We start from the raw sequence: 5,010 nt of genomic DNA on the forward strand, positions 1-5,010 counted from the left end.
CCTTCGGCCAGCCAAGGGGGGAGTTCTTCAGTACGATAAGGATCGTCCTCGAACAGCAAAGGCCGGTGCTGTTTCTGGCGAATCTTCTTTTAAAGTGGACCTGGAAATTCGTGGAAGACAAGTTAACGTAAAAACTCGGTCAGGAGGCGATGGCGGAGATCCATTCCTGAACACTTCGGTAATGCGCTTTTCTGGCAATTCACCTGAAGAGATTCGTTTTCGAGAGGGGGCTTTCCGTTCAATATTCAGCGGCAATGATTCATTTGAAGGGGTAGCAGAGTGGCGTGATACGTTCTATGCCGCAGCTCCTGGTAGTTCACTCTCGACTAAGATTCAGTCTGCAGAAGAAATGAATAATGATTCTTTTTTCCAGACGGGACCAGATGTAAGTTTGGATTTCTCAGCGTACTCTTGCGGGGTTACACCAGATATTCATGTTTCACTTGATTTTAGCAATCAGACACTTCTTTCATCGGTAACGCAGTGTCAGCCGCTGATTTTTAGCAATCTCGACTTCTGTTTCGGGAATCAGGCGGTGAATGCAGCTCAGGAAAATTTCGGTAATGCATGTAGCGGGGGGCTCTAGGATGAACAAGCAAAGAACGACTTACGTTTGTTTTGTTCATTGAATAGAGAAAAGGTATTCGACAAGTACCATAAGCCCCATATGCATATAATGAGTGTTACGCTTCTCTTGTCATCAGCGGGATTTCTCCTGCCGTATGCAGCTCGCACTGCAAGAGAAATTCAAATCCCTCTGTATGCCGCGTCGCTTCAAAAATGCTGTTGCCCCAGGCGTATAGCCCATGTCGTTTCAGGATGAAGCCGGGTGTTTGAGAAAACCGTTGCCATGAAGAGGTAAGCACCTTGTTGACGCTATTCATATCTTGTGTGTTTGCAAGAAGAGGAATCTCTAGAGTGTCTTCATGACTTGAGAAGCCACGGATACTTTTTTGCATCTCATATCCCTGCAGTCGGATCGAGTCAGCTTCAGTATGAGAAAGTATTGTCGCTGGAACAGAGTGAGTATGAAACACGGAAGTAATAGAAGAGTCCTGTGAGTAGAGCGCTGCATGAACAAGAGTCTCTGCAGAAGGTCGCTGAGAGGATGCTATGCTTTGTCCTCCATCTGGCACTCGACATAAAAGAAAATGCTCAGGAGTAAGAGATTCTTTATCCACACCAGAACAGGTAATAAAAAACTCTGCCTCAGATATTCTGACCGAGAAGTTTCCCCCAGTAGCAGGTGTTAGCCCTTTGCCAGATATGCGTGTAATCGCCTCACAGAGCTCCAAGAGTGTGTCGCGATGCTGTTCAGGGGTGGTCATAATGGCACTCACATTCTGTTATGTTCTGCGAGGGTTATCATAGGCAGGGAGATGGCGAGAATCCAGCTTTTTGCCCATTTCCACTTCGAGTTTTTACCTTCTTCCAGTACTCTATGAGAGGAAGAGGGGATATCCTGTACAGATTGAGAGCATATTCATAGATTTTCGTATTGCTCTTTGAGACGTGAGGGGACAGCGCTATTTTCAGCGAAAGAGTTGAAAATATGGAGAAATCTCTCATCCCCAATATTAAAACCTTCGATGTACTAGACATGCCCGAGTCAGATACGAAACCTCAACTTTACTCGCTTATTTACGGCAGGGAAGTTCTTAGCGATGTTGCTGGAACGTATTACTCTTTCCTCAAGATACCGAGGACCGCTGAATTCGCGGAAACCGTGCAGACGTTGTTTGAAGAAGCAAAGCACTCCTTTTCATTTGAACTCTTTGCAAGGCGTCAGGTCGTAGAGTATGGCATCACGTGTTCGCCACGCGATCGAGAGCAGATGATGAGTAGTTTTCATCTTGTTTTTCCGAGTAGCCGTATCCAGCAACGGGAAGATTATACCAAAGACATACCAGAAGATGCGGTTTTACTGGCATCTGACTTCGGCTCTCTTTGTTCGCATGCGATGCCGTACCTCACCTTTCGGCAGTTGATGGTAGATAGCTTATCTCCAATGGTAAATCTTCTAACGCTTTTACCACCCACTCAGCAATGCGTTATACAATTCGTTTTGAAGCCATATCCAGATACCCCTCTTCGCAATTTTCATATGCGCTTGAGTATGTACCACTGGTTAAGCGTTTTCATTCGTAATCCCTATCAGTGGTTTTGGCCCGGAACGTATGAGCGACATCTTTGGGGGAATGCTCGGATGAAAGAACATCTCTTTCATGCCAATTTAAGAATCTTATTGTGGGAGGAAAATCGTCATCACGGGGATAAAGATATCGAGTCTCAACAGCGAGAGGCGCTTGAGCTTTCCATGCAGGCGATTCATTGTCCTCTCCGATTGCTTGATATGCATGCCCTCGGTATTTGCGCTCGTAAGAAAACAAAATTTGATCGCAGCGCCCTGGTTCCATTTCAGGAACGGAGGCTCAGTAAACCGTTTGTCCTTACGAGTAATGAAGTTGCCTCATTTTATCACCCAGTACCGATTCGCCAGCATCCTCATGTGAAGCACTTTCTCTCCGCGATAGGAACTCCTCCAGCTGGCGTTGTTCAGACGGGTCAACGTACGGATTTGAGCGTCTTTGGAGTGAACTCGGTGCAGGGAATTGAGCAGAAATTCGGAATTGCTCGGGCTAGTCGGCTCGGACAACTTCATGTTTTGGGAAAATCAGGTTCCGGAAAGTCGAAGCTCGTGGAGCTTCTAATGCGAGATGACTTGGTCAGAGGTAAGGGAATAGCTCTTATTGATTGTCACGGAGACTTAACTGAAGAGGTGCTGGCAGCAATTCCAGAATCTCGATTATCCGATGTTTGTCTCCTTGATTTTGCCGATGCCTCTTGTCTTCAAGCATTTAATCCTTTTTCACTGACGCGTGGCGAGACAAGGAAGGTTCTCATTAATACGCTCGTTCAATTTCTCTGCGCTGATATTGGAAGGGGCATACCGACAGAACGAGAGCAAAAACTCTTGAAGAATCTACTCCTCGTTGTAACGTCACTACCAGGCACAACTATCTCAGAGCTTTTACAGGTGCTTCTTGATCCTATATTGAGAGAAGAAATCATCACAAAGAGCTTGGAGACCGAGGCAAAGGAGTATTTTTCTCGTAATAAGGCACAGCTAGACGAGCTTTTAAAGCAAGAGTTTTTCCTGAGGCTTCGTGCGGAACTGTCCATGCTGCTTGCGACAAATTATGTCTCGGATGTAATGCAGCAAGAAGAGAATGCATATGATTTCCCGCAGATAGTACGTGACAAAAAGATTTTTATCGCACGACTTCCGAAGCAGATGCTCGGTACGAAGAATACCAGTCTTTTAGGATCGCTATTACTCGCTCTCATTGATTCAGCAGCAGAGTTTTATGCTGGACAGAAGAGTATGGCAGAGCCTTTTTATGTTTATATCGATGAATTTCAGAATTTTGCTTCTAACAGCTTCGTTTCTCAACTTTCATCGGCAAAGGAGAAGGGGCTCAGCTATACGATTGTGCATCAAACACTCGGGCAGATTCCAAAAGAGATACAAACAATCATTAAATCAAAGATTGAGAATTTTATTGCATTTCAACTCGGTGGCAGTGACGCCACATTTATGAGCGAAATATTTCGGGAAGAGTTTACCGCCAATCATTTGATGCATTTAGATTTCCGACATTTTTATGCCTTGATGACTATGAGCGGAGACTCTGTTAAGCCATTTTCCGGCAGGACTATTGACGTTGACCGCGTAGCGAAAGGTGATGACGTTCGAGAAAAAGTTCGTGAGCGGATGACTGCTGATTCGCAGCATCGGTTCAATGCAGGAGGAAAGCCATGAGTTTCCTCTCTGAAGAGCGAAAGACGTTTTGGATTCTTTTCCCAAGATCTGAGTATTTTACTTCAGATGCGATGGTTGAGGCGTCGATGGTGCTGACAATGTCCCGGAAGTGGGGCGAAGCATCGGAGAATATACTTGACTCTCGCCCCGATCCGTTTTCTTTAGAAGTGTATGTTGAAAACGGTGAGATAGCTTTTGGATTTACTGCTAGTGGCCATAATATTGCCGCAATTCTCGGTATAATTTATCAGATATATCCTGAAGCCGAAGTCATAGAGGTTCCAGAGTACTTTGAAGATGTATCAGAGGGGTCGCATGTAGCGGTCGCGAACATGACGTATAAGCGGTCTAATCTTTTTGGAGTAAAGACCTACCGCGTTATTGAGGCTGATCCGATGCATCCATTCCTCAATGTCTTAGTTGAGTTGCCCAAGCATGTTCGATTGCTTTTTCAAATGACAAGCAGAACGCATTACTCGGTGAAAGGTACGTATTACGGACTGGAGATTGCTACTTGGATTCACTGGTTCAGAAGTCGGTTCTCTCCACGTTATTGGGTGAAGCGAGAAGTTCGAGAACGAGAAGCTCAGGGCATACATGAGAAGATTCGTGGGAACCTCATGTGGTCGAATATTCACATTGGATGCGTTATTGATGGATCTGAAACGAAAGGCAATCCAAGTGCTATTCGCGAAGAGCAGAAGCGATATATCCAGTCAGTAGTAGGGTCTTGGAGTATATTAAAAGATGTACACTGGAACTGGTTCGTGATGACTCACTTAAAGTATGGCTATGACCAGTTAGAGCGACTTCGAAAACGAACGGTCGGCAAACGAAGACCGAATATGCAGATTGCGATGGCTGAACAAGCTGCGCTTTGGCACCTGCCCGGTGTTAACGAAGCGCTACACTTCAAGACCGTGAAGTCCAGAAAATGGGGTCCTCCGCCAGATTTGCCAAGTCCTTTGGACTCCGGAGAGGTGACTCCCGTTGGGGAGACAAACTGGAGGGGCATCCGACAGGATTTTGGCATTTTTCGAGAAGATAGAAAGCGACACCTTTTGTTAGCGGGTGGTGCTGGAGTTGGCAAAACTCCGGTGCTCAAGCGCTTGATTCAGAATGATATCGAGAAAGGATTCGGGTGTGCTTTGCTCGTTCCAGATGCTGCTCTTTTTGAGGATGTTCTG

At 45.7% G+C, this 5,010-nt stretch carries 4 protein-coding genes; 3 read left to right on the forward strand and 1 reads right to left on the reverse strand.

Annotated features, from left to right (window positions below):
- On the forward strand, positions 1 to 586 hold a 586-nt coding region (locus EBR25_12280), incomplete at its 5' end, for a hypothetical protein (GenBank protein NBW41761.1).
- Between the two features lie 97 nt (positions 587 to 683).
- On the opposite strand, the gene mtnB is transcribed toward EBR25_12280, so the two are convergent.
- Positions 684 to 1,328 carry a methylthioribulose 1-phosphate dehydratase gene (mtnB, locus tag EBR25_12285; GenBank protein NBW41762.1) on the reverse strand — a complete coding sequence of 215 codons (645 nt, stop codon included), beginning with the start codon at positions 1,326 to 1,328 and terminating at the stop codon, positions 684 to 686.
- 224 nt (positions 1,329 to 1,552) lie between these two features.
- On the opposite strand from mtnB, the gene EBR25_12290 reads away from it, so the two are divergent.
- On the forward strand, positions 1,553 to 3,823 hold the full coding sequence (locus tag EBR25_12290) for an ATP-binding protein (protein ID NBW41763.1): 2,271 nt from the start codon (positions 1,553 to 1,555) through the stop codon (positions 3,821 to 3,823).
- Positions 3,820 to 5,010 (forward strand): hypothetical protein (locus EBR25_12295; GenBank protein NBW41764.1); only part of this gene is annotated, 1,191 nt, incomplete at its 3' end. The genes EBR25_12290 and EBR25_12295, both read left to right, overlap by 4 nt.

The sequence above is a fragment of the bacterium genome (assembly GCA_009926305.1).
GTDB lineage: Bacteria > Bdellovibrionota_C > UBA2361 > UBA2361 > RFPC01 > RFPC01.

What these genes read in the sequence shown, in the direction of transcription:
- mtnB (NBW41762.1), bottom strand. Translation starts at nt 1,328, where the DNA reads ATGACCACCCCTGAACAGCATCGCGACACACTCTTGGAGCTCTGTGAG.
- EBR25_12290 (NBW41763.1), top strand. Translation starts at nt 1,553, where the DNA reads ATGGAGAAATCTCTCATCCCCAATATTAAAACCTTCGATGTACTAGAC.